General features: G+C 69.2%; 27 protein-coding genes. 11 read left to right on the forward strand and 16 right to left on the reverse strand.

All coding sequences use genetic code 11. From position 1 onward, the window contains the following. The first annotated feature begins 143 nt into the window (after positions 1-143). Positions 144-1,049 carry an alpha/beta hydrolase gene (locus tag JI745_RS12655; RefSeq protein ID WP_201806913.1) on the forward strand — a complete coding sequence of 302 codons (906 nt, stop codon included), beginning with the start codon at positions 144-146 and terminating at the stop codon, positions 1,047-1,049. Beyond that, entirely contained in the window at positions 1,042-1,608 is a 567-nt protein-coding gene (locus JI745_RS12660; protein WP_201806915.1) for a nuclear transport factor 2 family protein, read from the forward strand. Before JI745_RS12655 ends, JI745_RS12660 begins: the two co-directional genes overlap by 8 nt. A gap of 4 nt (positions 1,609-1,612) precedes the next feature. Here JI745_RS12660 and JI745_RS12665 read toward each other — a convergent pair whose 3' ends face one another. The 11 genes from JI745_RS12665 to ssuE form a co-directional block, all read right to left on the reverse strand. Further along, positions 1,613-2,110 (reverse strand): nucleoside deaminase, encoded by a 498-nt coding sequence (locus JI745_RS12665; protein WP_201806931.1) that lies wholly within the window; start codon positions 2,108-2,110, stop codon positions 1,613-1,615. Further along, positions 2,107-3,141 carry an ABC transporter substrate-binding protein gene (locus JI745_RS12670; RefSeq protein ID WP_201806943.1) on the reverse strand — a complete coding sequence of 345 codons (1,035 nt, stop codon included), beginning with the start codon at positions 3,139-3,141 and terminating at the stop codon, positions 2,107-2,109. The genes JI745_RS12665 and JI745_RS12670 overlap by 4 nt, the downstream gene beginning before the upstream one ends. Positions 3,142-3,166: 25 nt before the next feature. Further along, positions 3,167-4,231 (reverse strand): aromatic ring-hydroxylating dioxygenase subunit alpha, encoded by a 1,065-nt coding sequence (locus JI745_RS12675; protein WP_201806945.1) that lies wholly within the window; start codon positions 4,229-4,231, stop codon positions 3,167-3,169. Between the two features lie 191 nt (positions 4,232-4,422). After that, on the reverse strand, positions 4,423-5,013 hold the full coding sequence (locus JI745_RS12680) for an alpha/beta hydrolase (RefSeq protein ID WP_201806947.1): 591 nt from the start codon (positions 5,011-5,013) through the stop codon (positions 4,423-4,425). Then, positions 5,013-5,231 carry a molybdopterin-binding protein gene (locus tag JI745_RS12685; protein WP_201806949.1) on the reverse strand — a complete coding sequence of 73 codons (219 nt, stop codon included), beginning with the start codon at positions 5,229-5,231 and terminating at the stop codon, positions 5,013-5,015. The genes JI745_RS12680 and JI745_RS12685 overlap by 1 nt, the downstream gene beginning before the upstream one ends. Positions 5,232-5,270: 39 nt before the next feature. Continuing rightward, a complete protein-coding gene (locus JI745_RS12690) occupies positions 5,271-6,119 on the reverse strand; it encodes an ATP-binding cassette domain-containing protein (protein ID WP_201806961.1) in 849 nt (282 codons plus the stop codon). 1 nt (position 6,120) lies between these two features. Then, positions 6,121-6,909 carry an aliphatic sulfonate ABC transporter permease SsuC gene (gene ssuC / locus JI745_RS12695; protein ID WP_201806964.1) on the reverse strand — a complete coding sequence of 263 codons (789 nt, stop codon included), beginning with the start codon at positions 6,907-6,909 and terminating at the stop codon, positions 6,121-6,123. Between the two features lie 4 nt (positions 6,910-6,913). Continuing rightward, on the reverse strand, positions 6,914-8,083 hold the full coding sequence (gene ssuD, locus JI745_RS12700) for an FMNH2-dependent alkanesulfonate monooxygenase (RefSeq protein ID WP_201806966.1): 1,170 nt from the start codon (positions 8,081-8,083) through the stop codon (positions 6,914-6,916). A gap of 46 nt (positions 8,084-8,129) precedes the next feature. Continuing rightward, positions 8,130-9,074: an aliphatic sulfonate ABC transporter substrate-binding protein gene (locus tag JI745_RS12705; protein ID WP_201806969.1), complete on the reverse strand. Its 945-nt coding sequence runs from the start codon at positions 9,072-9,074 to the stop codon at positions 8,130-8,132. A 20-nt stretch (positions 9,075-9,094) separates the two neighbouring features. Further along, positions 9,095-10,084 carry a sulfonate ABC transporter substrate-binding protein gene (locus tag JI745_RS12710; protein ID WP_201806981.1) on the reverse strand — a complete coding sequence of 330 codons (990 nt, stop codon included), beginning with the start codon at positions 10,082-10,084 and terminating at the stop codon, positions 9,095-9,097. A gap of 138 nt (positions 10,085-10,222) precedes the next feature. Then, positions 10,223-10,789, reverse strand: a complete 567-nt coding sequence (gene ssuE, locus JI745_RS12715; protein ID WP_201806993.1) for an NADPH-dependent FMN reductase — start codon at positions 10,787-10,789, stop codon at positions 10,223-10,225. A 113-nt stretch (positions 10,790-10,902) separates the two neighbouring features. Between ssuE and JI745_RS12720 the strand changes: the two genes are divergently transcribed. The 3 genes from JI745_RS12720 to JI745_RS12730 all read left to right on the forward strand — a co-directional run bounded on the left by JI745_RS12720 (position 10,903) and on the right by JI745_RS12730 (position 13,158). Further along, positions 10,903-11,517 (forward strand): YitT family protein, encoded by a 615-nt coding sequence (locus JI745_RS12720; RefSeq protein ID WP_201806995.1) that lies wholly within the window; start codon positions 10,903-10,905, stop codon positions 11,515-11,517. A gap of 55 nt (positions 11,518-11,572) precedes the next feature. Further along, positions 11,573-12,661 (forward strand): alpha/beta fold hydrolase, encoded by a 1,089-nt coding sequence (locus tag JI745_RS12725; protein WP_201806996.1) that lies wholly within the window; start codon positions 11,573-11,575, stop codon positions 12,659-12,661. Positions 12,662-12,786: 125 nt separating this feature from the next. Next, on the forward strand, positions 12,787-13,158 hold the full coding sequence (locus JI745_RS12730; protein ID WP_201806998.1) for a hypothetical protein: 372 nt from the start codon (positions 12,787-12,789) through the stop codon (positions 13,156-13,158). On the opposite strand, the gene JI745_RS12735 is transcribed toward JI745_RS12730, so the two are convergent. Then, the gene (locus tag JI745_RS12735; protein ID WP_201807001.1) at positions 13,139-14,026 is read right to left on the reverse strand and encodes a dienelactone hydrolase family protein; all 888 of its coding nucleotides are present in this window, start codon (positions 14,024-14,026) and stop codon (positions 13,139-13,141) included. The two genes, JI745_RS12730 and JI745_RS12735, sit on opposite strands and share 20 nt — an antisense overlap. 115 nt (positions 14,027-14,141) lie before the next feature. Further along, positions 14,142-15,320 carry a sigma-54-dependent Fis family transcriptional regulator gene (locus tag JI745_RS12740; protein ID WP_201807004.1) on the reverse strand — a complete coding sequence of 393 codons (1,179 nt, stop codon included), beginning with the start codon at positions 15,318-15,320 and terminating at the stop codon, positions 14,142-14,144. 242 nt (positions 15,321-15,562) lie between these two features. On the opposite strand from JI745_RS12740, the gene JI745_RS12745 reads away from it, so the two are divergent. From JI745_RS12745 to JI745_RS12770, 6 genes are read left to right on the forward strand one after another with little or no spacing between them, the layout of a single operon-like run. Continuing rightward, on the forward strand, positions 15,563-18,394 hold the full coding sequence (locus tag JI745_RS12745) for a TonB-dependent receptor (protein WP_201807007.1): 2,832 nt from the start codon (positions 15,563-15,565) through the stop codon (positions 18,392-18,394). A 19-nt stretch (positions 18,395-18,413) separates the two neighbouring features. After that, positions 18,414-20,819, forward strand: coding sequence for a DUF1549 and DUF1553 domain-containing protein (locus JI745_RS12750; protein WP_201807009.1), 2,406 nt, complete (start codon positions 18,414-18,416; stop codon positions 20,817-20,819). Positions 20,820-20,831: 12 nt separating this feature from the next. After that, complete coding sequence (locus JI745_RS12755) at positions 20,832-22,271, forward strand: DUF1501 domain-containing protein (protein WP_201807011.1); 1,440 nt, start codon at positions 20,832-20,834, stop codon at positions 22,269-22,271. Continuing rightward, positions 22,268-22,867 carry a peroxiredoxin gene (locus tag JI745_RS12760; RefSeq protein WP_201807013.1) on the forward strand — a complete coding sequence of 200 codons (600 nt, stop codon included), beginning with the start codon at positions 22,268-22,270 and terminating at the stop codon, positions 22,865-22,867. The genes JI745_RS12755 and JI745_RS12760 overlap by 4 nt, the downstream gene beginning before the upstream one ends. 17 nt (positions 22,868-22,884) lie before the next feature. Then, entirely contained in the window at positions 22,885-23,847 is a 963-nt protein-coding gene (locus JI745_RS12765; protein WP_236674981.1) for an SMP-30/gluconolactonase/LRE family protein, read from the forward strand. A gap of 23 nt (positions 23,848-23,870) precedes the next feature. Next, positions 23,871-24,335, forward strand: a complete 465-nt coding sequence (locus JI745_RS12770) for a cytochrome c (protein ID WP_201807018.1) — start codon at positions 23,871-23,873, stop codon at positions 24,333-24,335. Between the two features lie 344 nt (positions 24,336-24,679). Here the strand turns inward: JI745_RS12770 and JI745_RS12775 are convergent, their stop codons facing one another. The 3 genes from JI745_RS12775 to JI745_RS12785 are packed head-to-tail and all read right to left on the reverse strand — an operon-like array spanning position 24,680 to position 26,285. Further along, complete coding sequence (locus tag JI745_RS12775) at positions 24,680-25,378, reverse strand: energy transducer TonB (RefSeq protein WP_236674982.1); 699 nt, start codon at positions 25,376-25,378, stop codon at positions 24,680-24,682. Positions 25,379-25,402: 24 nt separating this feature from the next. Further along, positions 25,403-25,849 (reverse strand): biopolymer transporter ExbD, encoded by a 447-nt coding sequence (locus tag JI745_RS12780; protein WP_201807019.1) that lies wholly within the window; start codon positions 25,847-25,849, stop codon positions 25,403-25,405. A gap of 7 nt (positions 25,850-25,856) precedes the next feature. After that, positions 25,857-26,285 (reverse strand): biopolymer transporter ExbD, encoded by a 429-nt coding sequence (locus JI745_RS12785; RefSeq protein ID WP_201807021.1) that lies wholly within the window; start codon positions 26,283-26,285, stop codon positions 25,857-25,859. Positions 26,286-26,295 lie beyond the last annotated feature (10 nt).

Consider the following 26,295-nt stretch of genomic DNA (forward strand, 5'->3'; position numbering starts at 1 on the left):
GGACGGATGGGAAGCACGCCGTTCGTCCCGGCCGGCCACCGCTCGTCCCGGGGCCGCCGCGATTGGCCCCACCGCGCACAACCGCCGGCGTGTGCCGCTGCATCGTGCAGGCCTCACCACCACGTTTTCCACAGGAGGATCGCATGTCACAGGCTTTCGTCGAGACCGTTCGTTTTCGGTCGGGTGGCGCTGAGCTGGTCGGCCATCTGCATCGACCCGCGGCACCACCACGCCCTGGCACACCGGCCCCGGCCGTCGTCGTCACCGGCTCGTGGCTGACCGTCAAGGAACAGATGGCCAGCACCTACTGCGCGCAACTGGCGGCGCGCGGCCTGCCCGCCCTGTGTTTCGACTTCCGCAACTTCGGCGAAAGCGGTGGCGAGCCGAGGCAGCATGAATCTCCCACGCTGAAGGCAGCCGACATCCATGCTGCCGTGGACTGGCTGGCGCGACAGGCAGGCATCGACGGCCAGCGCATCGGCGGCCTGAGCATCTGCGCCAGCGCAGGCTACATGGCCCAGGCCGTGGCCCACGGGGCCCCGCTCGCAGCGCTGGTGATGGTGGCACCCTGGCTGCACGACGCCCAGGCCGTGCGCGCCATCTACGGCGGCGAACCGGGCGTGCAGGCGCGGCTGGCCGCAGCCCAGGCGGCGCTGGCCGGCACCGGCCCCAGCCATGCGCCCGCCGCCAGCCTGACGGACCCGTCGGCGGCGATGCACGGCCCCTTCGACTACTACCTCGATGCCACCCGCGGCGCCGTGCCCGCGTGGACCAACCAGTTCGCACTGCGCTCCTGGGCCGACTGGCTGGCCTTCGACCCGACGCCGTCGGCCGAGCGCATCACCGTCCCGGTCGCCCTGGTCCACAGCCAGCAGGCCGCTCTGCCCGAGAGTGCGCAGCGCTTCCATGACAAGCTGAGAGGGCCGAAGTCCATCACCTGGCTGGAGGGTGCCTCGCAGTTCGACTTCTACGACAACCCCGCCGTGGTGCGCGAGGCGGTGGCCATCGCGGCGCGACATTTCCAACAGGGAGAAGCCAGCCATGCGTGAACGACTGTTCGCACCGCTGGCCGCCGTCGCCATGGGGGCCTGCCTGATGCTCCCGGCCACGCCCGCCACCGGACAGCCCGCCGGGCAACGGCTGAGCGCGGCCGACCGCTTGGACATCCAGGACGCCATCGCCAACATGCTGCTCGCCATCGACCAGTGCGACTGGGCGCGCGTGCGTGCGGCCTTCGCCGACGAGGTGCTCGTGGACTACACCGCACTCTCAGGCGGCAGCCCGAGCCGCGTGCGGGCCGACGCGCTGATGGCGAGCTGGCAGGCGCTGGTGCCGGGTTTCGAGGCGACCCAGCACCTGGTCGGGCCGGTGGTGGCGCAGCGGCGAGACACCGAGGTCGTGGCCCACACCGCCGTGCGCGGCTACCACCACATCGCAGGCGCAGCACCGCCGGTCTGGATGGTGGCAGGCCGCTACACCTTTGCGCTGACGCGGCGGGGCGCGCACTGGCGCATCAGCGCCATCCGGCTGCACGTGGCCTATCAGGAAGGCAACCTCGGACTGCCCGCCCTGGCGCAGCAGCGGGTGCGGGAAGGCAAAGGGCGCTGAGGGGTCAGCGCCAGGCGCCGCGATGCGGCTGCGAGGCCTCCTCCACCAGGGCCGGGCCGATGGTCTCGATGGCGTGCGGCGAAGCGGCGAACACGTCGCGGCACGACAGCTCGGCGTCACGCTGCGTGGCGAGCTCGCCTCGGAAGACGCGCAGCCGCACCGCGTCGATGCCGTAGACCACGCGCCCGATGCCCGACCAGAAGATGCCGCCGGCGCACATCACGCAGGGCTCTCCCGAGGCATACATCGTGGCGGTGGCGAGCGTCGCGCGTGGCACACGCGGCGTGGCCTCGCGCAGCGCGCCCATCTCGGCGTGGGCCGTGCAGTCGCCGCTCTCGCCGTTGCGGTTGGTCGCTTCGGCCAGCACGGTGCCATCGGCCCCGACGATCACCGCGCCGAACGGCCGGTTGCCCCGCTCGCGCGCCAGCGCCGAGAGGCCGATGGCGCGCCGCAGGTACAGCGCATCGCGTTCGCCGAGCGCCACTTCGTCCGGCGCGCTCACGCCTTCACCATGCGCTCGGCCTTGGGCGGCAGGAACGCCAGGTTGTAGACGGTGGCCGGGTCGGGCTTGGCCTTGAGGCCGAAGGTCTGCGCCACCTCGTGGACCTGGGCCTCGACGAACGCCCGCTTCACGTCGCCCACGCCGTGCTCGCGCGTGTCGGCGGCGAGCACGTAGCCCTGGGTGATGCGCCAGCGCTCGAGCTCGACCTTCTCGTCGACCATGGGTTCGCGCTGCTTCACGTAGGCCATCGCCGCCTGAGGATTGGCGACGGTCTCGAGCAGCGCCTTGTTGGTCGCGCGCAGGAAACCGGCCACCGCCAAGGGCCGCTCGGCGATGAACTTGCTCGACGCCAGCACGGCGTTGCCGTACACCGCGAGGCCGGTGCTGGCGAACGACAGCACCGACAGGTCCTCGGGCTTGATGCGCTGGAAGAGCGAGACGGCCGAATCGTGGAAGTAGGTCGCGCCGTCGACGTCGCCGCGCACCACCACGTTGTCACGCTGGCTGAAGTCGGTCGTCACCCATTCGATGGCCTCCGGCTTCACGCCGGCATGCTTGGCCGCCATGGGCCAGCAGCGCTTGGTCGACTCGACCGCGGCGGCAGCGATGCGCTTGCCTTGCAGGCTCTTGAAGTCGGCGGTGATGCCGCGGTCCTTGCGCCCGATGATCGCGAAGGGCGCGCGGTTGTAGTACTGGTAGACCGCCTGCACCAGCGGCGCGCCGGCTTGTGCACCCGTTTGTGCGGCGTTGAACTCGATCAGCGAGCTCACGTCGCCGAAGCCCATGTCGTAGGCGCCGCTCGCGGTGCGGGTGATCGAGGCGACCGAGCCGCTGCCGACGTCGATGCTGACGTCGAGCCCTTCGGCCGTGTAGTAGCCCTTGTAGAGCGCCACGAGGAAGGGCGCGGTCTGGCCGCTGATGCGGAAGTCGAGCGTGAAGCGCAGCTTGACGGGCGCTTGTGCGCGCACGACGAAAGGCGAGGCGAAGGCGGCAGTGGCCGCGCCGAGTTGCAGAAGTTGACGGCGTTTCATGGTGGGCTCCAGAGAAAAGTGAAATTCAGGCGACGGCCTGGATGGGGATGACGGCCGGCTGGTCCGCATTGCCGCGGTGGATCTCGCGCTCGCCGTGCCGGGCCAGGTGCTCCATCAGCTTCTTGCGGATGAGCATGCCGGGGCGGTCGCTTTCCATCGAGTACTCGACGCCGCGCCGGCGCGTGTCGATCACCGCATCGGGGTCGGTGGACTCGAGGATGTCCTTGTCTTCGCGGGTGATCTCTTCGTCGAAGTCGATCAGCATCTGCGCCGGGCAGTCGTCTTCCGTGTCGTTGCGGAAGAGCCACTGGCACAACTGGATGCGCCCGTCGTCGATGGGCGTGAAGCAGTTGATGATGATGTGGCGGATGCCCGATGGGTATTCGATGTCGAGCCGCCGCGAGAAGGGCATGAAGTAGGCGTTGCGCATGTGGCGCGTGGTCACCGGGTCGGTCACGCCGCTGATGCGCTGGTAGCGCTCGGGGTTGGCGGCGGGGATCACCGTCTCGGCGTAGAAGCCTTCGGCGTTCTCCACCAGCTCGTACTTGCTTGGCTTCGGTTGCGCGGCCACGCCGAAGGTGGCGCGGTGCACGAAGCTGAAGTGCGAGTTGTCGAAGCTGTTTTCCAGCGCCCGCATCGGGCTCGTGTTCCAGGTCTCGTAGAACTGGAAGATGGTGCGCCAGCCGGGCGCGCCGAACTCGGGCACGGCGGGGATGTCGGCGATCGGCTCCTCGAGCGCCACCCAGGCGTAGCCGTAGCGTGCCGTGCAGCGGTAGGCCGGCGTGCAGTAGTCAGGCGGTATGGGTTTGTCGTCGGCGTACTGCGGGATGCGCACGACACGGCCGCTGCGGTCGTAGGTCCAGCCGTGGTAGCCGCATTCGAGACGGCCTTCGACACAGCGGCCTTTCGAGAGCTTGGCCGTGCGGTGGCAGCAGCGGTCCTTCAGTGCCGCGGGCTCGCCGCGTTCATCGAGGAAGAGGACGATGTTTTCGCCCAGCAGCGTGAAGGGCTGCGGCCCCTCGGCCAACTGGGCGAGCGGCATCACCGCATGCCAGTGCTTGCGGAAGACGGGTTGGCGGGTGGTCAGCATGGAAGCGCTCCGACTCTCGAAGTGATGAACCTCCTGCGTGGTGCGGGGGCACCAGCACAGGGCACTTCGAGAGCAATTTCCGGCCGCTTCGGCTCAGGCAGCACCGTGGCGGTGCCGCGAGCGCGGGGCGGTGAACGCTTCTACTCTCGTGAACGCGATGAATGCAGCTAGCGTGCCAGCGTCTGTTCCAACTAGATCGCGAAAGACCATTCAGCCAGCGACGCGTGTTCGGCGCGGTGGACGCGCGAATGCTGCTGGCGCTGGCGCCGCACCCACTGGGCGGCGAGGGGCAACGGGCCGAAGCCCGACTCCGCGTTGATGTGTCCGGCATCGCCGAGGTTGTGGACATGGCTGCCCCATCGGCGGGCCCAGCGTTGCGCCTCGTCGGCGCTCATCCACGGGTCGGTGTCGCTGGCGATGAGCGTGGTGCGCGCGCCGAGCGGCGCAGCATGCAGCCGCTGCTGCAGGCCGAAGCGCTGCGGGTCGGCCGGCGCGACGAGCAGCGCCGCCGCAATGCGCGACTCGCCCCAGCCCAGCAGCTGCGCGAGCGCCAGGCAGCCGAAGCTGTGCGCCACCGCGATCACCGGGCCGCGCACGCCTTCGAGCGTCTCGCCGATGCGGTCGGCCCAGCGCTCGAGCTCGGGCACCGACCAGTCGTCCTGGCGCACGCGCAGCGCATCGGGGTGCAGCGCGTGCAGCCAGGTCTGCCAGTGCGCCGGCCCACTGTCGTGCAGGCCGGGCACGATCAGCAGGCGCGGCACCGCGGCTTCAGAGAGCGGCATCACAGTGCAGCGATGGAGACCTCGGTCGACTTGACCAGCGCGATGACCTCGCGGCCGACTTCCAGCTTGAGCTCCTTGACCGAGCGGGTGGTGATGACCGAGGTGACGACCAGGCCGGACGGCGTCTCGACGTCGATCTCCGAGACGACCGGTCCTTCGATGATTTCCTTGACCTTGCCGCGGAACTGGTTGCGCACGTTGATGGCGGTGATGCTCATGGGTGTCCTCGTGGGATGTGGGAGAGAAAAACAATAGGGTCAGAGTGCGAAGCGCCAGCCGCCGAAGCCCGAGGGCACGGCGGTCTCGGCTTCGGGTGGCAGCTCGGCCGCAGGCTGCTGCAGCACGCGCAGCAACACCCGCTCTTCGAGCGCCGCAAACGTGGCGTTGCCACGCGAGCGCGGGCGCGCGAGGGGAATGACTTCGTCGAGCGCGATGTGGTGGTCTTCGATCAGGATCACGCGGTCGGCCAGCGCCACGGCCTCCGACACGTCGTGCGTGATGAGGATGGCGGTGAAGCCATGCTCCTTCCACAGGCGCTCGATCAGGCCGTGCATCTCGATGCGGGTCAGTGCATCCAGCGCACCCAGCGGCTCGTCGAGCAGCAGCAGGCGCGGGCGGTGCACCAGCGCGCGGGCGAGCGCCACACGCTGGCGCTGTCCGCCCGAGAGCACCGCCGGCCATTCGTGGGCGCGGTCGGCCAGGCCCACGTCGGCCAGGGCCTCGAGCGCACGCGCCTTCGCATCGGGGCCTTCGAGGCCGAGCGCGATGTTGTCGAGCACGCGCTTCCACGGCAGCAGGCGCGCGTCCTGGAACATGATGCGCACGTCGTCGCGGTGCTTCGCGAGCGGCTCGCCGTCGAGCGTGAGCGTGCCGGCCTGCGCCGATTCGAGCGCGGCGACCAGGCGCAAGAGCGTGCTCTTGCCGCAGCCGCTGCGGCCGACGATGGCGATGAATTCGCCGGGGGCGACGTCGAGGTTCACGCCGTCGAGCACGACACGCTCGCCGTAGACCTTGCGCAGCTCGCGCACCGCGAGGGCGAGGCCCTGGGGTCGCGAGGTGGTCTTCACGTGGTGCAGCGCAGGGCTTGCGATTTCGGTGCGGGCCATCTCAGGCCTCCTTCACTTGGTAGCCCGGGTGCCAGCGCAGCCACCAGCGCTCGAGTGCCTTGGCCAGCACGTCGGCCAGCTTGCCGAGCAAGGCGTAGAGCAGGATGCCCACGAGCACCACGTCGGTCTGCAGGAACTCGCGCGCATTCATCGTGAGGTAGCCGATGCCGGACTGCGCCGAGATCGTCTCGGCCACGATGAGCAGCACCCACATCAGGCCCAGCGAGAAACGCAGGCCCACCAGCACCGAGGGCAGCGCGCCGGGCAGGATCACCTGGCGGTAGAGCTGCCAGCCGCTCAAGCCGTAGCTGCGCGCCATCTCGATCAGGCCCTTGTCGACCGAGCGGATGCCGTGGAAGGTGTTGAGGTAAATCGGGAAGAAGACCCCCACCGACACCAGGAAGAGCTTGGCGCTCTCGTCGATGCCGAACCACAGGATGACGAGCGGGATCAGCGCGAGCGCCGGGATGTTGCGCACCATCTGCAGCGTGGTGTCGAGCAGCGTCTCGCCGATGCGGAAGGTGCCGGTGAAGAGGCCGAGGACGAGGCCGAGCCCGCCACCGATGGCCAGGCCCGCGAGGGCACGGCCGGTGCTCACCGCCACGTGCTGGATCAGCTCGCCCGAGGCGAGCAGTTTCCAGAAGGCGGTGATGACCGACAGCGGCTCGGGCAGCACGCGCGTGGAGAGCCAGCCGCCACGCGACGACAGCTCCCACAGCACGAGGATCAGCACCGGCACCAGCCAGGGCAGCGCCCGCTGCCTGAACGAAGACGTGTTGGGGCGGCTCATGGCATCAGCTCTGCGAGACCTTCGGCACGTAGGTGTTGGCGACGATCTCGCCGAACGGCCCGGTGAGCGTGCGGCCGGGCAGCTTGTTCTGCACGTCCAGCGGCAGGAGCGGGAACACCAGCTCGGCGAAGCGGTGCGCTTCCTCGAGGTGCGGGTAGCCGCTCAGGATGAAGTAGTCAAGGCCCAGCGCGGCGTACTCCTTGATGCGCTCGGCCACCTGCTCGGGGTTGCCCACGAGGGCCGTGCCGGCACCGCCGCGCACCAGGCCCACGCCGGCCCACAGGTTGGGCGAGATCTCCAGGCCCTCGCGGATGTTGGCCTTGTTGAACTTGCCCTTGTGCAGCTCGGCCATGCGGCGCTGGCCCACCGAGTCCATCTGCGCGAACTTGGCCTGCGCAGCAGCGACCACGCTCTCGTCGAGGTGCGAGACGAGCTCGGCCGCGGCACGCCACGCTTCCTCTTCGGTCTCGCGCACGATCACGTGCAGGCGGATGCCGAAGCTGAGCTTGCGGCCGTGCCTGGCGGCACGCCCGCCCACGTCGGCCACCTTCGCGGCCACGGCGGCGGGCGGCTCGCCCCAGGTGAGGTAGGTGTCGACCTGCTCGGCAGCGAGGTCGTGCGCCTCTTCCGACGAGCCGCCGAAGAAGACCTGCGGATACGGCTTGTTGATGGGCGGGTACAGCAGCTTGGCGCCCTGCACCTTGAGGTGCTGGCCTTCGAAGTCGAGCTCTTCGCCGTCGTGGCTGCGCGCGAGGATCTCGCGCCAGATCTTCAGGAACTCGGCACTCTCTTCATAGCGGGCCTTGTGGCTGAGGAACTGGCCGTCGCCGGCGAGCTCCTGCGCATCGCCACCGGTCACCAGGTTGACGATCAGGCGGCCACCCGAGAGGCGATCGAGCGTCGCGGCCATGCGGGCCGATTGCGAGGGCTGAACGAGGCCCGGCCGCAGCGCGACCAGGAACTTGAGGCGCTTGGTCGCGTCGATCAGGCTCGCGGCGGTGACCCACGAGTCTTCGCAGGAACGGCCGGTGGGCAGCAGCACGCCTTCGTAGCCCAGCGTGTCGGCGGCGACGGCCACCTGCTTGAAGTAGTCGAAGGTGGCGGCGCGGGCGCCCTTGCTCGTGCCGAGGTAGCGGCTGTCGCCGTGGGTGGGGATGAACCAGAGGATCTTCATGGGCTCGTGCTCGTGGGGGTTGTGGCGTGATGGGTTGTTCTGGGTGTCAGGCGGGTTGCCAGACGATGTCGGCCACGCGGATGGCCTTGGGGATCAGGCCCAGCTCGTGGAAGGCGTCGGCCACCTTCTGCTGCTCGGCGACAAGCGCCGGCGTCAGCGGGCCGACTGGCGAACGCGGGCGCCGCTCCAGGACGCGCAGCACGGTGGCGAGGCCGAGGCCGGAGAACTCGGCGTACTGCTTCGCGGTGTCGGCGCGGTTCCTGTGGACGTAGACGTCGGCCTCGGTGAGCGCGGCGAAGAGATGGCGCAGCACCGCCTCCTGCTGCACCAGGCCGCGCGAGGCGAGGTAGAAGGAGTTGTTGCTCGTGAGCCCGCGGCTCGTGACGAGCGGGCGCGCCTTGCCATCGAGCTCGGCGGCGGCGTAGTACGGGTCCCAGATCGACCACGCATCCACCGAGCCGCGCTCGAAGGCCGCGCGGGCATCGGCCGGCGCCAGGTAGATCGGCTGGATGTCGCTCCACTGGAGGCCGGCCTTCCTGACGATCTGCACCAGGAGGTGGTGCGCGCTCGAGCCCTTCTGCAGCGCGATGCGCTTGGCCCTAAGGTCGGCGATCGACTTGAGCGGCGAGCCTTCGCGCACCAGCAGCGCCGAGGTGTCGGGCTTGCTGGGCTCGGCGCCGACGTAGACGATGTCCTTGCCGGCGGCCTGCGCAAAGACGGGCGGCGAGTCGCCGACCGAGCCGAACTCGATGCTGCCCACCGCCAGCGCTTCCAGCAGCTGCGGGCCGGCGGGGAACTCGACCCACTGCACCGGCGTGCCGGGCAGTCGCTGCTCGACCAGCTTCAGCGACCGGGTGATCGTGAGGTTGATCGAGCCCTTCTGGAAGCCGATGCGCAGCGGGGCGCTGCTGGCACGGGCCTGGGGCCACCAGCTCGCGGCCGTCACCGAGAGGATGCCACCCAGGACGGAGCGCCTGTTCGGAGTGCTCATGGGCGTCTCCCTTCGTGCGCTCAGTTGCTCTTGGCCACCGCCACGCCGCGCGGCAGCGCGTCGCTCACGCGGATGGCCTTGGGGATGAGCTTCAGCTCATGGAAGACGTCGGCGATCTTCTGCTGCTCGGCGGCCACCTGGGCGCTGATGGGCACGATGCCGTAGGCGAAGCGGCCGGCGGCCACCTCGGTGATCGACGGATCGAGGCCGATCTGCGGCGCGAGCAGCTCGGCCACGGCCTTCGGGTTGGTGGCGGCCCAGCGGTCGAGCTTGGCCAGCTCGTCGATGATGGCCTGGATCACCTGCGGATGCTTCTCGGCGTAGGGGCGTGCGGCCAGGTAGAACTGGTGGTTGGCGACGATGCCCTTGCCATCGGCGAGCTGGCGTGCGCCGAGCTGCTTCTCGGCGGCGGCGAGGAAAGGATCCCAGATCACCCAGGCGTCGACCGAGCCGCGCTCGAAGGCCGCGCGGGCATCGGCCGGCGGCAGGAAGACGACCTGCACGTCACCGTACTTGAGGCCGGCCTTCTCGAGCGCCTTCACCAGCAGGAAGTGCACGTTGGAGCCCTTGTTGAGCGCGACCTTCTTGCCCTTGAGCTCGGCCACGTTCTTCAGCCCCGAGTCCTTGGGCACGATGATGGCTTCGCCACCCGGTGCGGGCGGCTGGTTGGCCACGTACACGAGGTCGGCACCGGCCGCCTGCGCAAAGATCGGCGGCGCTTCGCCCACGGTGCCGAAGTCGATCGAGCCGACGTTCAGGCCTTCGAGCAACTGCGGGCCGGCGGGGAACTCGGTCCACTTGACGGTGATGCCCTGCGCGGCGAGGCGCTTGTCGAGGTCGCCCTTGGCCTTGAGGATGGTGAGCGTGCCGTACTTCTGGAAGCCGATGCGCAGCTCCTTGGGCGCGGTCTGCGCGTGTGCGCCGAGCGAGAGCGTGGCGCCGAGCGCGGCCAGGCCGGCGGTGACGAGGTGCAGCCAGCGGCGGCGCGATGGGGCGTGATTCGAGTTCATGTGATGTGTGCTTTCGTCAGGAAAAGGGGCGCCCGACCCGACGGGGCGTCGGGCACCGAAGTCGCCCACGAGGGCGAGGAGACAACCGGGAAACTGGAAACTGCGGAGGTCTGCGCGAGCCGGGGCCGGCTCAGCCGGTCAACATCGCGCCGGTTCGGCGCTGCGCATTCGGTCGGTGGCGGCGAGCAGCGGCTGCAGCGCGCGGTCGAGCCGCTCCAGCAGGGCATCGTCGGGCGCATAGCCCCCGGTGGCGCTACCCGCGGGCAGCGAGGGCAGCTGCGCATCGGTGGCATAGACACCGTCGAGGATGTTGCGCGCGCCCAGGGCCGAGAGCACCGGCTTCAGCGCGTAGTCGACCGCCAGCAGGTGGGCGATGCTGCCCCCGGTGGCCAGCGGCAGCACGGTCTTGCCGCGCAGCGCGTCCTGCGGCAGCAAGTCGAGCCAGAGCTTGAGCAGGCCGCTGTAGGCCGCCTTGTAGATGGGCGTGGAGACGATCAGCACGTCGGCCTCGGCCACACGCGCGACGCTCGCCGCCACGTCGGGGTGCGACGCATCGGCGGCCACCAGCGCGTGCGCCGGCAGCTCGCGCACATAGACACGGTGGCGCTCGTGCGCCGCGTTTTCGAGCCGGGCCTGCGCCAGCTCGAGCAGCCAGCCGGAGCGCGAGCGTTGTGAGGGACTGCCTGAAATGCTGAGGATCTTCATGGTGACTGCACGATAGCCAACAGCCCGCACGCTGCCTACGAACGAAATCGAGCATCGATATCGCTTTGGCGGCCAGGCCGATGCCACTTCCACACGCGTGGAGAATCCGCCCCATGGCAGACCCCGACCCCTCGACGCTTCGGCACACGCCGCTGGAAGACCTGCAGGCACTGCTGATCGGCACCCTGCTCGTGTCGCTGGCGGTCACGCTCTTCCAGCATGCCGGGCTGCTGTCGGGCGGCACCGCGGGCATCGCCTTCCTCGCGCACTACCTCGGCGGCTGGTCGTTCGGCCTCGCCTACTTCGTCATCAACCTGCCCTTCTATTGGCTGGCGTGGCGGCACATGGGCAAGAGCTTCACGCTGCGCACGCTGGCGGCGGTGGTGCTCGTGGCGGTGATGAGCGACTGGCTGCCGCGCCACCTCGTGCTGGCCTCGCTCGACGCATGGCTGGCCGCGCTGCTCGGCGGCGTGCTGATGGGCAACGGTTTCCTGGTGCTGTTCCGGCACCAGGCGAGCCTGGGCGGCCTGGGCATCCTCGCGCTGCTCGCCCAGAAGAAGAAGGGCTGGCGGGCCGGGCACGTGCAGATGGCGATGGACGCGGCGATCGTGTGCGCGGCGCTGGCCACCGTGCCGCTCGACCGGGTCGCCCTCTCGGTGGCGGCCGCCGTGGTGCTCAACCTCGTGATCGCCACCAACCACCGCCCCGGGCGCTACGTGGCCCAGTAGCCCGGCGGCCGCCTGCGCGTCGACACCGCCCCCGACACACCCTAGGATCCGGCGCATGGCCGCGAACCCCGTTCCGTTGCGCAGCGAACTGCGCTTCGCCACCCTGGCCTCGGGCGCACGCATCGCCTGGGCCGAGAGTGGCCGCAGCGTGGCCGGCCAGCCGCCGCTGGTGCGCGCCGCGCACTGGATGACGCATGTGGAACACGATGCGCAGTCGCCGCTGTGGCAACCCTGGCTCACACGCCTGGGCCGCTCGCTGCGGGTGGTGCGCTACGACGAACGCGGCTGCGGTTCGTCGTCGGGCGACGACACACCACCCGGCCTCGCCGCGGCCACCGAGGAACTGGCCGCGGTGGTCGACGCCTGCGGCAGCCCGCGCGTGGCCGTGCTGGGCCTGTCGGGCTCGTGCGCCGCGGCGGTGGCGTATGCGGCGCGCCACCCCGAACGTGTCAGCCACCTGGTATTGCACGGCGGCTACACCCACGGCCTGCTGCACCGCGAGCCCAGTGCCGACGCCCTCGCCTACCACCGTGCGCAGCTGCAGCTGATGGCGCTCGGCTGGGGCCGCCACCATTCGGCGGTGCAGCAGTTCTTCACCAGCACGCTGCTGCCCGAGGCCACGCCCGAGCAGGCGGCGGCGCTGAACGAGCAGCAGCGCCTGTCGTGCGATGGCGCGCGGGCCGCGGCCATCCTCGATGCACGCGCGGCGCTCGACGTGCGGCCCTTCCTGCCGCAGGTGCGCTGCCCCACGCTCGTGCTGCATTGCGACGGCGAGGCGATGGTGCCGGTGGAGCGCGGCCGCGAGCTGGCCGCGGCCATCGCCGGCGCGCGCTTCGAGCCGCTGCGCAGCCGCAACCACATTCCGCTGGCAGGCGAAGCGGCGTTCGAACGCTTCTGCGATGCCATCACCGAGTTCGTCGGCGGGTCGTCGTCCATCGGTCCGGGCCCGCAGTTCACCCGCCGCGAACGCGAGCTGCTCGACGCGGTCGCACGAGGTCTCGACAACCTGCAGATCGCCGCCCATCTCGGCGTGGCCGACAAGACGGTGCGCAACGCGCTCTCGCAGCTGTACGCCAAGCTCGGCGTCGAAGGCCGACCGCAGGCCATCGTGCGGGCCCGCGAGATGGGCCACGGCCAAGGCTGAAGCACGGGCGGGACGCGGGTCCCGCTCCGCGACGAGATCCACGCAGCCTTCGGGGCGCTTGTCCCGTGGCCCGCGTCGGCACCGCGCGCTGCAATGAAGCTCCCCAGTCCGACGAGGAGCCCACCATGTCACCCGCCGCCCGTTCCCTGCAGGCCTTCGGTCTCTATCTGTGTGTGCTGGGCCCCGGCCTGCTCGTCGCGCCCGGGCCGCTGCTCGCGCCCTTCGGCATCGCCGCGCCGCAGGAGGTGTGGGTGCGTGTGGCCGGCCTGCTCGCGTTGGTGATCGGCGCGTACTACCTGGTCGCAGCGCGGCACGAGTTCGTGCCGTTGATGCAGGCGAGCGTGGTGGCGCGCTTCGGCGTGCTGGTGGTGTTCACCGGCCTCGTGCTCGCGGCCGGGGCGCCGCCCGCGTTGATCGCCTTCGGCCTGGTGGACGCGGCGGCCGCCACCTGGACGGCCGTGGCCCTGCGCCGCAGCCTCAGGCCAGCGTGCGCTTGAAGAACGCGACCGTGCGCTGCCACGCCAGCTTGGCGGCGGCCTCGTCGTAGCGCGGCGTGGTGTCGTTGTTGAAGCCGTGCTGCGTGTTCGGGTAGACGTGCGCCTCGTAGGGGACGCCGGCCGCCTTCAGCGCGGCTTCATACGCGGGCCAGCCGGCGTTGATGCGCTCGTCGTTGCTTGCGTACTGGATCAAGAGCTGCGCCTTGATGCGCGGCACCTGGTCGGCCGGCGGCTGCACGCCGTAGAAGGGCACGCCGGCCGCGAGCTCGGGCACACGCGTCGCGAGGAAGTTGACGATGCCCCCGCCGTAGCAGAAGCCCACCGCGCCCACCTTGCCGTTGCCCGCCGGCAGCGCCTTCAGGTAGCTGGTGGCGACGAGGAAGTCTTCGCGTGTCTTGGCCTGGTCGAGCTTGGGGAAGAGCTCGCGCGCTTTGTCCTCGTCACCGGGGTAGCCGCCCAGCGGGGCAAGCGCATCGGGGGCGAGCGCGATGAAGCCGTCGACCGCGAGGCGGCGGGTGATGTCTTCGATGTGCGGGTTCAAGCCGCGGTTCTCGTGGATCACGAGCACGGTGGGCAGCTTGCCGGAGGCATTGGCCGGCTGCGCGAGGTAGGCCTTCACGGTGCCGTGGCCCTGCGGCGACGGGATCTCGACACGGGTCGTCTTGATGCGCGCATCGGTGGGCGCGACCTGCTGCGCGGCGGCGAAGTTGGGGCTGAGCGAGGCCAGCAGGCCGGCAGCGGAGGCACCGGCGGTGGCGTAGCGCGAGGCGCCGTCGAGGAAGCCGCGGCGGCTCAAGCCACCGTGCACGTACTGGTCGAAAAGCTTCAAGACTTCGGGATGGAAGTCTTGCGCGGTGAGTCGGGACATGTCGTGTGCCTCCTGGTTGGTGTGATGGGCGTGGACGAGGCGCGTCGAAGGCCAGGCAGGGCCGCGCACGCGAATGTAGGCCGCGCCTGCAGCGCGGTCCATCACGGGGAGCGGCTCAGTGCGTGGCGGCGGTGGCTGCAGAGCCGACTGGGTCGCGTGCCGGCCCGTGCGTGCCGGCGCGTGGGTCGTCGTCACCCTGGTTGTCGCGCAGCAGCCCGTGCCGCTTGAGCAGCGTACGCAGCGTGTTGCGGGTGACGCCGAGCAGCTTGGCCGCTTGCACCTGATTGTCTCGGCACTGCGCATACGCACGGCGCACGAGCAGCGACTCCACCGTCTGGAAGATGCCGGCCGGGCGCTGCTCCAGCAGTGCCTGCAGCGCCTGCGCAAGCGCGTCGTACGGCCCGGAGGGTCGCGTGTCGGCCGGCGGTGCGACCACCGGCTCGCCAGGGGCCAAGCCTGCCACCAGCGGCACCAGCGGCGAAAAGCGGAAGTCGCTCGCACGCACCACGCCGTCCTTGCAGACGATGAGCGCGTAGTGGATGACGTTCTCGAGCTCGCGGATGTTGCCCGGCCACGCATAGGCGAGCAGCGCGCTCTCGGCCTCGGGTGAGAGCGTCACGCCTTTCTCGCGGCTGCTGCCGAACGCGAGCTTGCCCGCATACACCGACATGAAGTGGCGCGCGAGCGGCAGGATGTCGCCGCGCCGCCCGCGCAGCGGCGGCAGCTCGAGCGCGGCCACGCTCAGGCGGTAGTAGAGATCGGCGCGGAAGTGCTGCGCCTCCACCGCGCGGCGCAGGTCGACGTTGGTCGCCGCGACCAGGCGCACGTCGAGCGGGATCGGGCGGCGCGAGCCGAGCCGCACCACCTGCCGCTCCTGCAGCACGCGCAGGAGCTTGACCTGCAGCGCGAGCGGCAGGTCGCCGATCTCGTCGAGGAAGAGCGTGCCGCCGTTGGCCGCTTCGAACCAGCCCGCACGTGCCTGGCCTGCGCCGGTGAACGCACCGACCTCGTGGCCGAACAGCTCGGCGTCGATCAGCGTCTCGCTGAAGGCACCGCAGTTCACCGCCAGGAAGGGGCCGCTGCGACCGCTGCACTTGTGGATGTGGCGCGCCACGAGCTCCTTGCCCGTGCCGGTCTCGCCGACCACGAGCACGGTCGCCTCGCTCTGCGCCACACGCTCGATGTCCTGCAACAGCGACACGGAACGAGCGTCATGGAACAAGAGGGCCTTCGCGCGGATCGACAAGGTCATCGCCGCAGCGTCGGGGAAGGTGAGCAACTTCTCGGTAGACATGCCGCGGACCATAGTCCGCACGGCACGCATCGCCAATGCCTTTTTTCGGCTTTCGATATATGCGAATCGTGGCCTGCTGCATTCGCGGCAGCACCCGGCGGCTCGCTGCTGAAAACACACACGCGCGCTGAGCGCTTCGCCACAGGCGACACCTCGTTTTTCCAACGCTTCCCTCGTGGGGCGGCGATGGCACAACCGTTGCAATGCAGCGCGTTCGCCATCGCCACCCGGAAGGAAAACCGTTGCAGATTCACCGAAAGAGCCCCACGTCGCGGACGACATCGCAAGGGGCCCCGTTCAAGCGCCGCGCGCTGAACACCGCCGTTCTCGCCATCTTCGGATCGGCCTCGCTCCTGCACCCGGCCGTCAGCCAGACCGCGACGCCCACCGACCCCGCACTCGAAGCCCTGCAGAAGGAAAACGCGGCGCTGCGTGCGCAACTCGAAGCGCTGAAAGCGGCCACGGCCGCATCGGCACCCGCCGCCGCATCGGCGTCTGCATCGGCCCCCGCGGCGGCGGCCTCCGCGCCCGCATCCGCGCCGGACGCCACGCCTGCACAAGCGCCCGGCCTGAGCGTCACCGTGCGCAGCCGCAAGCCGCTGCAGACGGTGAAGGAGATCCCGCAGTCGATCTCGGTCGTGAGCGGCGACGACCTGAAGCAGGAGGACTCCACGTCGCTCGAAGCCATCACCAAGCGGCTGTCGAACGTGAAGTGGAACTACGGCAACAGCCAGACCAGCAACTACTCCATCCGCGGCCTCGGCAAGATCGCCAACAGCCAGGCGGCCGACCCGAGCGTGGGCCTGTACGTCGACGGCGTGGCCTTCGCCTACAACCCGCTGGCGAGCTTCGAGTTCTACGACGTCGACACCGCGGCCGTGTCGCGCGGACCGCAGGGCTTCGCCTACGGCAAGAACGCAACCATCGGTGCGATCCAGCTCCGCTACAAGCGCCCGTCCTTCGTGCCGTCGACCGAGGTCTCGCTCGGCTACAACCTCTACGAGAAGCAGACCTGGGGCGAGTCGAACGGCAACGTGACCGCCACCGCCGTGGCCACCGGCCCGATCGAGGACGGCCTGCTCGCCTACCGCACCTCGCTGCGCGTGAACAAGGGCGGCGGCTGGATCTACAACAGCTACAACCCCGACAACCAGTACATCAACTCCGACCGTGTGTCGGGCCGCCTGCAGCTGCTGGCCACGCCCTCGGCCGACTTCGACGCGCGCATCGCACTCGAGGTCAACCCGCGCATGAGCGAGAACGCCAACATCGGGTCGACCAACTTCTTCTTCAAGCAAACGCCGGCCACCTACTGGAACGGCGCCTCGACGAGCACGCTGCTCACCACCGAAGCCCGCCTCTCGCGGCCCTGGTTCACCCGCAACGCGAGCTACACCGTCACCGGCAACTACTACAGCGACGAGTTCATCGCGAGCGACACGCAGCAGGGCCTCGTGACCGGCAGCAACGGCCTGTGGGCCGAGCTCAACTGGACGCTCAACGACTCGAACAAGCTGACCTCGGTCACCGCCTTCAAGGACTACTACTTCAACGCCTTCCGCGACGATGAAGGCACCGTGTTCGACGTGCAGACGGCGGCCGGCCAGAACATCAAGCACACGCAGTACAGCCAGGAACTGCGGCTGAAGTCGAAGCTCTCCGAGTCGGTGGACCTCACCACCGGCCTCTTCGCGCTGCGCTCGGTGAACGACAGCGGCAGCAATGCGGTGTTCGGCAGCGATGCGGGGGCGTGGTTCGCGAGCAATGCGCAGTACGGACGACTCGACGCCGATTCCGCCGGGCGGCAGCTGCTGGTCGACTCGCTGGCCGACCTGTGGCGCAAATCGCCGCAGCGGGCGATCAACAAGACGCTCGCGTTCTACAGCAGCAGCGACTGGAAGCTCAGCGACGACCTGAGCCTCAACACCGGCGCCCGCTTCTCGCACGAGAGCCGCCGGCTGCAGCAGGAGTCGAAGATCATCCAGCAGGGCTACGGCGTTGACCTGAACCCGGGCAACATCGGCGGCTTCAACACCACCGCGACCGGCGCGCTCGGCACCAACACGGCCGATCAGATCGCCGTCGCCAACCGCGTGGCGCTGCGCTATTTCGGCGTGGCCAACTACGCCTCGCTCACGCCCGACCAGCAGCGCCAGGTCGCCGACGCCAAGGCGATTCGCGCCGGCCGCATCGGCACGCTGCACCCGCTCTTCGAAGCCGATCGCGCCAGCAAGAACCAGATCACCTGGAGCGTGAGCCCGAGCCTCAAGCTCAGCACCGACAGCACCGCCTACCTGACGCTCGCACACGGCGAGAAGTCGGGCGTGCCCGGCATCCTCACCACCTCGGGCTCGCCGGTGCAGTACGAAGTGCGGCCGGAGAAGAACAACGCGGCCGAGCTGGGCGTGAAGAACACCCTCTTCGGCGGCCAGCTGGTGCTCAACGCGGCGGCCTTCATCAACGACATCAAGGACTACCAGCAGACCGTGTCGTTCTACGACGCGGCCGCCACCGCCGCCAACGGCCAGACCACCTACACCTCGGCCCCAGGCAACGTGCCGAAGGTGCGAGCGAAGGGCCTGGAGCTGGATGCGGCGTACACCGGCTTCCAGAACTTTGAGCTGCGCTTCTCGGGCGCCTACAACGACGCGCGCTACAGGAGCTACCCGACGGCAGCACTGCCGGTCGAGCGGGCCAATGAAGCCTCGGGGGCAACCCCGATCTACTACTACGACGCCTCCGGCAAGACCCTCCCCGGCGCGTCCAAGCTGTCGCTCAACCTCGGCGTGTCGTTCCGCAAGAACATCTCCGAGACCCAACAGTTCCACGCGAGCTGGAACACCTCCTACAACGGCCGCTACAACTCGGACAACAACCTCTCCGAGTACGCGTGGATCCCCGCCTCGAGCGTCACCGACGTCTCGCTCGGCGTGGGCGCGGTGGGTGGCCGCTGGGACTTCAACTTCTACGTGAAGAACCTGTTCGACGACGACACCCCCCGCAACGTGACCTGGAACGCGTGGGCGCCGACCTTCCCTCGCCTCTTCGGCATCACCTTGTCCACGAAGCTCTGACCTCACTGGGAGAAGCAGCATGAAAGCCTCACGACTCACCGCCGTCCTGGCGCTGGGCACGTTCACGGCCCTCCTGGGCCTGACCGTGTCCTCGCAGGAGAAGCCCAACCCCGTGCCCACCAGCGGGCCACGCGCGATCTCGCCGACCTGGGCCTACCAGCCCATCAAGGAACCCGCCGTGCCCGCGGTGCAGGACGCCCGCTGGGCGCGCACCTCGATCGACCGCTTCGTGCTCGCCAAGCTCGAAGCGAACCAGCTCAAGCCCTCCGGCGAGGCCGACCGTGCCACGCTGATCCGAAGGCTCTACCTCGACGTCCACGGCGTGATCCCCACGCCCGAGCAGGTGCAGGCCTTCGTCAAGGACCGCAGCCCCAATGCCTACGAGAAGGTGGTCGACGAGGTGCTCGCGTCGCCGCGCTACGGCGAGCGCCAGGGCCGCCGCTGGCTCGACCTTGCGCGTTACGCCGACACCACCGGCTACTCCGACGACGAGCAACGCCCCGGCATGTGGCGCTACCGCGACTACGTGATCAAGTCGTTCAACGAGGACAAGCCCTTCGACCGCTTCGTGCGCGAGCAGATCGCCGGCGACGAGCTGTGGCCCAACAAGCAGGAGGCCGTGGTCGCGACCGGCTTCCTGCGCGGCTACCCCGACGCACCCGACCACCGCGACCTGGTGCAGAAGCGCTACCAGAGCATCACCGACATGACCGACACGGTGGGCACGGTGCTGCTGGGCCAGTCGCTCGAATGCGCGCGCTGCCACAACCACAAGGCCGACCGCATCTCGCAGAAGGAATACTTCCAGCTGCAGGCCTTCTTCGCCAACACCATCCCAAGCGACACGCTGCCGGTGCTCGAGAAGGGCGAACGCGAGCGCAAGTTCGAGGCCGACTTCGCGGCCTGGCAGGCCGCCACCGCGCCGGTGCGCAAGAAGCTCGACGCCTTCATCGCACCGCACAAGGAAGAGGTCGACCAGTACGGCCGCGAGCGCTTCTACGAAGACGGCCGCGTGGCGCTCTTCAAGCCCGAGAAGGAGTGGACCGCGCTCGACCGCTGGCTGAACTACCGCTACAACCAGTACGTGGTCAAGGACAACCCCGACTACGGCTGGGACTACAGCTACTACGGGATGTCGAATGCGGCCTTCCGCAACGCCTACGACCAGGCGCTGGCCGACAAGAGCTTCGACCCCAAGAAGCTTGCCGAGCTGAAGACGCGCTACGACGAGTACGCGAAGCTGCTGCGCGAGTACCGCGCCTTCAACGACAAGCGCCCGCAGGGCGGCGCCACGATCCTCTCGGCCCTCACCGAGCTGGGCAAGACCGACGCGGCCAAGCAGCACGTCTACGAAGGCGGCAACCACGAGCGGCCGCTGGAGGAAGTGCAGCCCGGCTTCCCGGCGCTCATCACGCCCAAGTACACGCAGCCGAAGATCGTGCCGACCGGTCACTCGTCGGGCCGGCGTGTGGCGCTGGCCGAATGGCTGCTCGATGCGCAGAACCCGCTCACCACGCGCGTGTTTGTTAACCGCCTGTGGGCCAGCTACTTCGGCGACGGCATCGTGCCGACGGTCAGCGACTTCGGCCGCGCCGGCCAGCGCCCCTCGCACCCCGAGCTGCTCGACCACCTGGCGACCAACTTCGTCAAGAACGGCTGGAGCGTGAAGAAGCTCACCCGCGAGATCGTGCTGTCGGCCGCCTACCGGCAGTCGTCGGTGGTGCGTGACGACGCGATCAAGACCGACCCCGACAACCGCCTGCTCGCCTACTACCCGCGCAAGCGGCTCGACTCCGAGCAGGTGCGCGACTCGCTGCTCGCCGCGGCCGGCCTGCTGCAGGAGCGCAACGGGGGCCCGGGCGTCTACCCGCCCATCCCCGAGGCGGTGATGAAGCAGTCGACGCGCCGTGTCGAGGCCTTCTGGCCGGTGTCGAAGAACGTGGCCGACCACCACACCCGCAGCGTCTACGTCTACGTGCGCCGCAGCGTGCCCTATCCGATCTTCGAGAACTTCGACGGCGCCTCGCCGCAGAACCCGCACAGCAAGCGCGAGGTGACGACCACGCCGCAGCAGTCGCTCACGCTCTTCAACAACGAGCTGGTGTACGAGTGGTCGAAGGCACTCGCGGGACGCGTGATCCGCGAAACCGGCGCGAGCGCCAAGGACAGCGAAGACGCGCAGCTCGACCGCCTGTTCCAGGTGCTCTTTGCCCGTGCGCCGAGCAAGGCCGAGCGCGACAGCGCCCGCGCCTTCCTCGCCCGCCACGACAAGAGCCTGCGCGCCGAAGCGACCAGCGGCCGCCTCGCGGTCGCCGTGCCGGTGGGCTTGAAGGAGCTACCCGACACACCGGCCACGCGACTGGCGGCGTTCGTCGACCTGACCCACGCACTCGCCAATTCCAACGAATTCATCTACCGCTTCTGAACGGAGACCCACATGTCACATCACGACCATCAACGCCGCAACTTCCTCGGCTCCGCGCTCGCAGTGGGTGGCCTCGTCGGCACCGGCGGCGTCTTCTCTGAAGTGCACGCAGCCGAACCACAGGCCGCCGATGCTCCCGTCGACCCGCTCGCCCCCAAGCAGCCCCACCACACGCCGAAGGCGAAGTCGGTGATCTGGCTGCACATGAACGGCGCGCCGTCCACGCTCGACCTCTTCGACTACAAGCCCGAGCTCGTCAAGCTGCACGGTCAGGACGTGCCGGCCTCCTTCCTCAAGGGCGTGCAGGTCAACACGCAGGGCGGCGCCGGCAAGCTGCTCGCGAGCAAGCGCACCTGGAAGCAGCACGGCCAGAGCGGCAAGTACGTCTCGGACCTCTTGCCCAACCTCGCGCGCCATGTGGACGACATCGCCTTCATCCACAACAGCACGACCGTCGGCGCCACGCACGACATCTCGACCATCAAGCTCAACACCGGCGCCCTCACGCCGGGCCGCCCCTCGCTCGGCGCCTGGGTGCAATACGCGCTCGGCACCAACAACCGCGACCTGCCCGCCTACATCGTGCTGAGCAACGGTGGCCGCGGCCTGGAGAGCGGCTCGGTGAACTACACCGCGGGCTTCCTGCCGGCGGTGTACCAGGGCATCCCGCTGCAGCTGGGCAACACGCCCATCCTCTACCTCGACCGGCCCGACCTGCTGGCCGCCAAGCAGCAGCGCGAGGCGCTCGACTTCCTGCGCGAGTTCAACAAGTCGCACGCCAAGGCCCGCCCCAACGACAGCGAGCTGCGTGCGCGCATCGAGGCCTATGAGCTCGCCTACCGCATGCAGAGCACGGTGCCCGAGGTGGTCGACATCCGCAAGGAGACCGCCGCCACCCGCACCGCCTACGGCATCGGCGAAGAAGCGACCAACGACTACGGCACCAACCTGCTGCGAGCGCGCCGCCTCGTCGAGAACGGCGTGCGCTTCGTGCAGGTGGTCTCGGGCCAGGCGGGCAAGTACCGCGACTGGGACGCGCACGAAGACCTGGAAGGCAACCACGCCGCGCAGTCGCGCATGATCGACAAGCCGGTCGCAGCATTGCTGGCCGACCTGAAGCAGCGGGGCCTGCTCGACTCGACGCTCGTCGTGTGGACCTCCGAATTCGGCCGCACCTCGTACGGCCAGTCGGGCACCGGGCGCGACCACAACCCCTGGGGCTACACGCAGTGGTTCGCCGGCGCCGGCATCAAGGCCGGCACCACGTACGGCCAGACCGACGAGATCGGCCTCAAGTCGGTGGGCGACAACGCCGTCGACACCTACGACATCCACGCCACGGTGCTGCAGCTGCTGGGCCTGAACCACCTGAAGACGACCTACCTGCACCTCGGCCGCTCCGAGCGCCCGACGGTGGTCTACGGCCGGGTGGTGCAGGAGGTGCTGGCATGACACGCGCTGCGCGCTACGCTGCACTCGCCGCAGTGCTGGCCGCCGCGACGCTGGCCCTGCCCGCCTCGGCGGCGCTGAAGGAAGGCGACACCGCGCCCGACTTCCAGGCCCCTGCCGCACTTGCCGGCAAGGCCTACACCTTCGAGCTCAAGCAGGCCCTGAAGAAGGGCCCGGTGGTCGTGTACTTCTACCCTGCGGCCTTTACGAACGGCTGCAGCCTGCAAGCGCACACCTTCGCCGTCAACGCCGAGCAGTTCGCGGCAGCCAACGCCACCGTGATCGGCCTCTCGCTCGACACGCCCGAACAGCTGCGCGAGTTCTCCGCCGACCCGCAGACCTGCGCCGGCAAGGTACCCGTGGCCTCCGACACCGACGGCCGCATCGCGCGCGCCTTCGACATTGGCGTGAGCGCGCCGGTCGCCGGCCGCAAGAACAACCGCGGCCAGGAGATCACCCACGGCCGCGCCGAGCGCACCACCTTCGTGGTGGCACCCAACGGCAAGGTGGGCGCCACCATCGGTGGCGTGGCCCCCGAAGAGAACGTGCTGCAGGCCCTGGCCGCGGTCCGCAAGATTTCTTCCACATCCAAACCATGAGAACACCGCACCACACCATGACCCGCCTGGCCCTCGCGGCTGGCCTTTGCGCCCTCTTCACCGCCTGCGCGACCAAGCCGCAGGTCGCGGCCCTCACGCCCGCCATTCCTGGCGTGGTGAGCGGCGGCACGCCGATCGAGGTGATCAAGGAAGGCTTCGCCGGCACCGAAGGCCCGGTGACGCTGCCCGACGGCAGTCTGATCTTCACCGAGACCCCGGCCAACCGCATCACGCGCATCGCCGACGATGGCAGCACCTCGACCTGGCTCGAGAACAGCAACGGCTCCAACGGCCTGGGCTTCACCGCCAACGGCGACCTCTACGCCGTGCAGGTGCTGAAGACGCGCGTGGGCATCGTGCACCCGCCCGAGCGCGCCCGCACGCTGGCCGACAACTTCGAAGGCGCCCCCTTCGGCCGCCCCAACGACCTGGTGGTGGCGAAGGACGGCACCGTCTACTTCACCGACTCGGGCGCGCGCCTCGGCCCCAACGACCCGAAGCCCACGGTCACGCCCGCCAAGCCCGCGGTCTACCGCATCACCAAGCAGGGCCAGCTGCAACGCCTGGCCGACGACATCACCCGCCCCAACGGCATCCAGCTGAGCCCCGACGAGAAGGTGCTCTACGTCGCCAACACGGCGGGCGAACACGTGCTCGCCTTCGACCTGGGCGCCGACGGCAAGGTCGGCCCCAAGCGTAACTTCGCCAAGCTCGCCGGCTTCCGCCAGACCGACACCGGCCCGAGCAGCGGCGCCGATGGCCTGGCCGTCGACGCGGTGGGCCGCTTGTACGTGGCCTCGACCGCCGGCATCCAGGTGTTCGAAGCCGACGGCACGGCGCTGGGCGTCATCCCGCTGCCCAAGTCGCCGCAGAACCTCGCCTTCGCCGGCCGCGACAAGCGCACGCTCTACGCGGTGGGCCGCGGCTCGGCCTACCGCATCGCCGCGCTGACGTCGGGCCTGACCGAGCGCGCCAAGTGATCTTCGAATCCTCACGACCGTTCATGAACCACAAGCTCGCCATCGTCACGCTCGCCACCACGCTCTCGATCAGCAGCCTGGCCTTCGGCCAGGCGGCCCCCAAGCCCGAGAACCAGATCAAGTGGCGACAGTCCAACTACCAGGTGCTCGCCTGGAACGCCGGGCGCATCAAAGCCTCGGTCGACGGCACCTACAACAAGGACGAAGTCCTGCGCGCCGCCAACAGCATCGCGGCGGTCGCCAACAGCAACCTGCTCGCGCTCTTCACCCCGGGCAGCGAAACGGGCAAGGGCTGGCGCGACACCACCGTCAAGCCCGCCTTCTTCACCGACAAGCGGGCAGCCGAGTTGAACAACGCCTTCATCAAGGAGGCAAACGAGCTGGTGAAAGTCGCTCAGTCAGGTGACGTGGCGGCGGTGAAGGAGCAGCACGGGAAGCTGGCGAAGGCCTGCAAGGCTTGCCATGATGATTTCCGTGTCACGAACTGATCTTGTTCGTTCGTTCTGCTCGGGACAGGAACGTGGGGCAAGGGGCTCCGTTCATGTCCCTCCTTGATCGACGCTCCCGCGTCGATCAATTCCTTCCTTTACTTCACTGCGCCCCTTGCCCCACGTTCCTGTCCTGGCACTGCCTCCGCGTACCCCCTGCATGCCTCGGCCGTGCACGAGCGCTGGGTCGGGGTGTCGCATGGAGCGAAGTAAAGGAGGAGACGAGGCTCGCGGGAGCGATCCTCGTCGGGGGACATGAGCGGAATGCGACACCCCGGCCCAGCGCGGACGAAAGAAAAGAAAAAAGGCCGCTCAAACAAGCGGCCAAAAGAAGCGCATCTCGCTCAACGAGCGAAGGTCACATCCAACGTCACCTGCACTTCATCGGCCCCCCCGGCCGAGCACTTCATCTGCTTGATCGCGCCCTGCACGTACTTGTAGTACTGGCTGGGCCCTGACTGCGGGATCGCATCGACCACCTGCGCGCCACGCACCTTGATCAAGGCGCGCACCGTGCCGGCGATGCCGACCCGATCGAAGGCATCGCCCAGCACGTTGGCCAGCACGTTCTGGTAGCCCGGGCAGGCGAGGCTGATCTCGCGCTTGACCACCGCCGGCGGTGCGGGCGGGGCAGGCGGCGCGGGCGGTGCGATCACCACCGGCTCCTTCGGCGGCTCGGCCTGCACGGCGGTGATCACCGGTGCCGGAGGCGGTGCGACCGGCACCACCTCGGGCGGTGGCACGTACGCGGGTGGCGGTGGTGTCTGCGGCTTGGGCAGCTCGCGGATCTTTTCGATCTTGGGCGGCGGAGGTGGAGGCGGAGGTGGCGCGACCTCGGGCACGATGGCCAGCTGGATCGGCTTCTTCACCACCTCGACGGCCTCGCGCGCCAGGCCCGAGGCCAGCGCCCACGCGGCGAACACATGCAGCCCGACCACGACCGCGAGGCCGGTGCTGCTGCGCCCCGAGGCGCGCTTCTCGAATTCGGGCACCACCACCTCGCGCCATGGCAAGGAACCGGTGGTGGGGAGTACTGCGCTCATGTTCGGGCCCTCACGTCTCTTGGGTCATTTGTCGATGAACTGCTCGCTGCCCACCACGCCGAGCTTGTGCAGCCCGGCCTGGTTGATGGCCACCATCACCTCGGCGAAACGGTCGTAGCGAGCATGCTGGTCGGGGCGCACGTGCACCTCGGGCGGCGTGGCCTGCGTGGCGGCCGATTGCAGCTTGTGCTGCAGCTCGGCCACATCGGGCACGGCCACGCCGTTCCAATGCACGACGCTGCCCGCGTCGATGTCGATGCGCACGACCTCGGGCTTCACGTCGGCCGGGGGCGGCGGCGTGCCGACCGGCAGGTTGAGGTTGACGTTGTGCAGCTGGATGGGGATGGTGATGATGAGCATCACCAGCAGCACCAGCATCACGTCGATCAGCGGCGTGGTGTTGATGTCGGAGAGCGGCGCGGCGTCGGCCACCTGGCGGCGGGCGATGCGCGGGTTGTTGCGTGCAGCCATGTCGTGCTCAACCCCGCGGCGGTGGTTCGGTGATGAAGCCCAGCTTCATGATGCCGGCGCGCTGGCAGGCGAGCAGGATGCGGCCCACCGGCGCATACGAGCCGCGGCTGTCGCCCCGCACGTGCACTTCGGGCTGCGGGTTCTGCTGGGCGACGACCTTGAGGCGCTGCACGAGGTCTTCGGTGCCGTTCAACTTGGCGTCGAACCAGAAGATGCCGCCTTGCGAGTCGACGCTGATCACGATGTCTTTCGGCGTGCTCTCGCGCAGCTCGTTGCGCTGCTTCGGCAGGTCGACCGGCACGTTGAAGTTCACCACCGGGATGGTGATGAGGAAGATGATCAGGAGGACCAGCATCACGTCGACGAGCGGCGTGGTGTTGATCTCCGAGACCACCTGCTCTGCGCCGCCACCGGCGCCTGGCAGGGTCATCGCCATGGGGATGCTC

The sequence above is a fragment of the Piscinibacter sp. HJYY11 genome, from assembly GCF_016735515.1.
Classification (GTDB): Bacteria; Pseudomonadota; Gammaproteobacteria; order Burkholderiales; family Burkholderiaceae_C; genus Rhizobacter.

Excerpts from the sequence above, each read along its gene's own strand:
- JI745_RS12660 (WP_201806915.1), top strand. The coding sequence starts at position 1,042 with ATGCGTGAACGACTGTTCGCACCGCTGGCCGCCGTCGCCATGGGGGCC.
- JI745_RS12735 (WP_201807001.1), bottom strand. The coding sequence starts at position 14,026 with ATGTCCCGACTCACCGCGCAAGACTTCCATCCCGAAGTCTTGAAGCTT.
- ssuD (WP_201806966.1), bottom strand. The coding sequence starts at position 8,083 with ATGAAGATCCTCTGGTTCATCCCCACCCACGGCGACAGCCGCTACCTC.
- JI745_RS12765 (WP_236674981.1), top strand. The coding sequence starts at position 22,885 with ATGACCCGCCTGGCCCTCGCGGCTGGCCTTTGCGCCCTCTTCACCGCC.
- JI745_RS12690 (WP_201806961.1), bottom strand. The coding sequence starts at position 6,119 with ATGGCCCGCACCGAAATCGCAAGCCCTGCGCTGCACCACGTGAAGACC.
- JI745_RS12675 (WP_201806945.1), bottom strand. The coding sequence starts at position 4,231 with ATGCTGACCACCCGCCAACCCGTCTTCCGCAAGCACTGGCATGCGGTG.
- ssuE (WP_201806993.1), bottom strand. The coding sequence starts at position 10,789 with ATGAAGATCCTCAGCATTTCAGGCAGTCCCTCACAACGCTCGCGCTCC.
- JI745_RS12770 (WP_201807018.1), top strand. The coding sequence starts at position 23,871 with ATGAACCACAAGCTCGCCATCGTCACGCTCGCCACCACGCTCTCGATC.
- JI745_RS12750 (WP_201807009.1), top strand. The coding sequence starts at position 18,414 with ATGAAAGCCTCACGACTCACCGCCGTCCTGGCGCTGGGCACGTTCACG.
- JI745_RS12755 (WP_201807011.1), top strand. The coding sequence starts at position 20,832 with ATGTCACATCACGACCATCAACGCCGCAACTTCCTCGGCTCCGCGCTC.
- ssuC (WP_201806964.1), bottom strand. The coding sequence starts at position 6,909 with ATGAGCCGCCCCAACACGTCTTCGTTCAGGCAGCGGGCGCTGCCCTGG.
- JI745_RS12725 (WP_201806996.1), top strand. The coding sequence starts at position 11,573 with ATGGCCGCGAACCCCGTTCCGTTGCGCAGCGAACTGCGCTTCGCCACC.
- JI745_RS12655 (WP_201806913.1), top strand. The coding sequence starts at position 144 with ATGTCACAGGCTTTCGTCGAGACCGTTCGTTTTCGGTCGGGTGGCGCT.
- JI745_RS12730 (WP_201806998.1), top strand. The coding sequence starts at position 12,787 with ATGTCACCCGCCGCCCGTTCCCTGCAGGCCTTCGGTCTCTATCTGTGT.
- JI745_RS12785 (WP_201807021.1), bottom strand. The coding sequence starts at position 26,285 with ATGGCGATGACCCTGCCAGGCGCCGGTGGCGGCGCAGAGCAGGTGGTC.
- JI745_RS12775 (WP_236674982.1), bottom strand. The coding sequence starts at position 25,378 with ATGAGCGCAGTACTCCCCACCACCGGTTCCTTGCCATGGCGCGAGGTG.
- JI745_RS12710 (WP_201806981.1), bottom strand. The coding sequence starts at position 10,084 with ATGAACTCGAATCACGCCCCATCGCGCCGCCGCTGGCTGCACCTCGTC.
- JI745_RS12720 (WP_201806995.1), top strand. The coding sequence starts at position 10,903 with ATGGCAGACCCCGACCCCTCGACGCTTCGGCACACGCCGCTGGAAGAC.
- JI745_RS12670 (WP_201806943.1), bottom strand. The coding sequence starts at position 3,141 with ATGAAACGCCGTCAACTTCTGCAACTCGGCGCGGCCACTGCCGCCTTC.
- JI745_RS12760 (WP_201807013.1), top strand. The coding sequence starts at position 22,268 with ATGACACGCGCTGCGCGCTACGCTGCACTCGCCGCAGTGCTGGCCGCC.
- JI745_RS12685 (WP_201806949.1), bottom strand. The coding sequence starts at position 5,231 with ATGAGCATCACCGCCATCAACGTGCGCAACCAGTTCCGCGGCAAGGTC.
- JI745_RS12705 (WP_201806969.1), bottom strand. The coding sequence starts at position 9,074 with ATGAGCACTCCGAACAGGCGCTCCGTCCTGGGTGGCATCCTCTCGGTG.
- JI745_RS12780 (WP_201807019.1), bottom strand. The coding sequence starts at position 25,849 with ATGGCTGCACGCAACAACCCGCGCATCGCCCGCCGCCAGGTGGCCGAC.
- JI745_RS12680 (WP_201806947.1), bottom strand. The coding sequence starts at position 5,013 with ATGCCGCTCTCTGAAGCCGCGGTGCCGCGCCTGCTGATCGTGCCCGGC.
- JI745_RS12740 (WP_201807004.1), bottom strand. The coding sequence starts at position 15,320 with ATGTCTACCGAGAAGTTGCTCACCTTCCCCGACGCTGCGGCGATGACC.